We start from the raw sequence: 1,991 nt of genomic DNA, 5'->3' as shown, positions 1-1,991 counted from the left end.
CCTCCGCCATTCGTCGGTCAGCGCACCCGGGTGGAGAACAGCCGGGCCGACCAGTACACCGCCAGGACGGTCATCACGACGACCACCAGCAGTCCCTGCCACACCACGCTGTCCCCGGCGTGCCCGGAGAACAGCGCGCGCATGCCCTCCACGGCCCAGTAGAAGGGGTTCCACCTGGCCGCCTGCTGCAGCCACCCGGGCGCCAGGGTGAGCGGCAGCAGCACCCCCGACAGCAGCGCGATCGGCTGCGCGATGGTGTTGACCACCGGCGACATCGCCGCGTCGGTCGGCACCATCAGCGCGATGCCGTAGGAGATCGCCGAGGTCATCAGCGCCAGCAGGCCCAGCAGCAGGTAGGCGAGCAGCAGGTTCAGCGGGTTCACCCGCAGCCCGAACGGCAGCGCGATCAGGGTGATCAGAACGGCCTGCACCAGCAGCGCCACCATCTCCCGCAGCGCCCGTCCCAGCAGCAGCGCCAGCCGGCTCACCGGGGTCACCCGGGAGCGCTCGATGATGCCGGCCCTGAGCTCGCCGAGCAGGCTGAAGCCGGTGAACAGTCCGCCGAAGATGCACAGCACCGCCAACAGGCCCGGCACGTACACCTGGTAGGCGTCGGCGTAGCTGCCGGCGCCCTGCGGGGCGAGCACCTTCTTCAGCAGCGGGGCGAACAGCAGGAGGTAGAACACGGGCTGGATGATGCCGACGGCGATCCAGATCGGGGTGCGGATCATGAGCAGCAGCTGGCGGTGGAAGACCAGCCAGGTGTCGCGGGCGAGCTTCACGGTCTCCCCAGGGAGTTGTGCGGGTCCGGGCGGTACGGGGTCAGGACTGCTGCAGCGAGCGGCCGGTGCGGGCCAGGAACACGTCGTCCAGGCTGGGCCGTTGGAGCTGCACGGTGCCGGGCGTCACGCCCGCCGCCTCCAGGGCGCGCAGCAGCCGGGGAATGGCGGCGGCGCCGTCCTCCAGGTACAGCCGCAGCCCCTCGTCGCCGTTCTGCTCCAGCCGGTGCAGGTACGGCTGCGGGCGCAGCACCTCGGCGGCCCGCTCGAAGGCGGCCTCCGCGGCGTCCAGTCCGACCAGGACGACGTCGCCGGAGATCTCGCGCTTGAGCGCCTCGGGGGTGCCCTCGGCCACGACCTGGCCGTGGTCGACGATGGCGACCCGGTCGCAGAGCGCGTCGGCCTCGTCCAGGTAGTGGGTGGTGACGACCACCGTCATGCCCTCGGTGCGCAGCCGGCGGATCTCCTCCCAGACGTGCGCCCGGCTGGCCGGGTCCAGTCCGACCGTGGGCTCGTCCAGGAACAGCACCCGGGGCTGGTGGATCACCCCGAGCGCGATGTCCACCCGGCGGCGCTGGCCGCCGGAGTAGGTGGCGCACGGGCGGTCGCCGAACTCGGCCAGGTCGAAGGCCTTGAGCGCGTCCGCGGCGGCCTGGACGGCCTGGGCCTTGGCCGCGCCGTACATCCGGGCCTGGAGGACCAGCTCCTCGCGGCCGCTGACGTGGTCGGTGGTGCCGCCGCCCTGGGCGACGTAGCCGATCCGGCGGCGGACCCCGGCGGGGTCGGTGAACAGGTCGGCCCCGGCGATGGTGGCCCGTCCGCCGTCCGGGCGGATCAGGGTGGCCAGCATGCGCAGGGTGGTGGTCTTCCCCGCGCCGTTGGGGCCGAGGAAGCCGTAGATCTCGCCGGCGGCGACCGACAGGTCGATGCCGCGGACGGCGTCGACGGTGGGGTTCTCGCCGCTGCGGCGGGAGGTCTTCTTGCGGTAGGACTTGCGCAGTCCCGCGGTCTCGATCAACCGGAACTCCCGTGCGGGGATGGGCTGCCACGGCACCTGGAAAGGCGGGGCCCGGCACCTGCGGAGGGCGGTGCCGCTGCGACACCCTAGGGCGAACCCCGCCCCGGAAACAATGGCCTAGACCAATGGACGTACCCTCGGCCGGTCTGCTAAGGGGCGGCGTTTCCGGGCCGGGGCGGGGCGGTCCGGGGGTG

2 protein-coding genes are annotated in these 1,991 nt (G+C 72.7%); both read right to left on the bottom strand.

Going from position 1 to position 1,991, the window contains the following annotated elements:
* Window positions 1-17: 17 nt before the first annotated feature.
* Window positions 18-782 (bottom strand): ABC transporter permease, encoded by a 765-nt coding sequence (locus tag ACIQOV_RS39275; RefSeq protein WP_401055668.1) that lies wholly within the window; start codon window positions 780-782, stop codon window positions 18-20.
* A 40-nt stretch (window positions 783-822) separates the two neighbouring features.
* Window positions 823-1,797: an ATP-binding cassette domain-containing protein gene (locus ACIQOV_RS39270; RefSeq protein ID WP_401055667.1), complete on the bottom strand. Its 975-nt coding sequence runs from the start codon at window positions 1,795-1,797 to the stop codon at window positions 823-825.
* Window positions 1,798-1,991: the final 194 nt, after the last annotated feature.

It is taken from the genome of Kitasatospora sp. NPDC091257 (assembly GCF_044757675.1).
In the GTDB taxonomy this organism is placed as follows: Bacteria; Actinomycetota; Actinomycetes; order Streptomycetales; family Streptomycetaceae; genus Kitasatospora; species Kitasatospora lactacystinica.
Note: the sequence above shows the minus strand (reverse complement) of the source record. Positions and strands in the feature narration are given on the sequence as shown.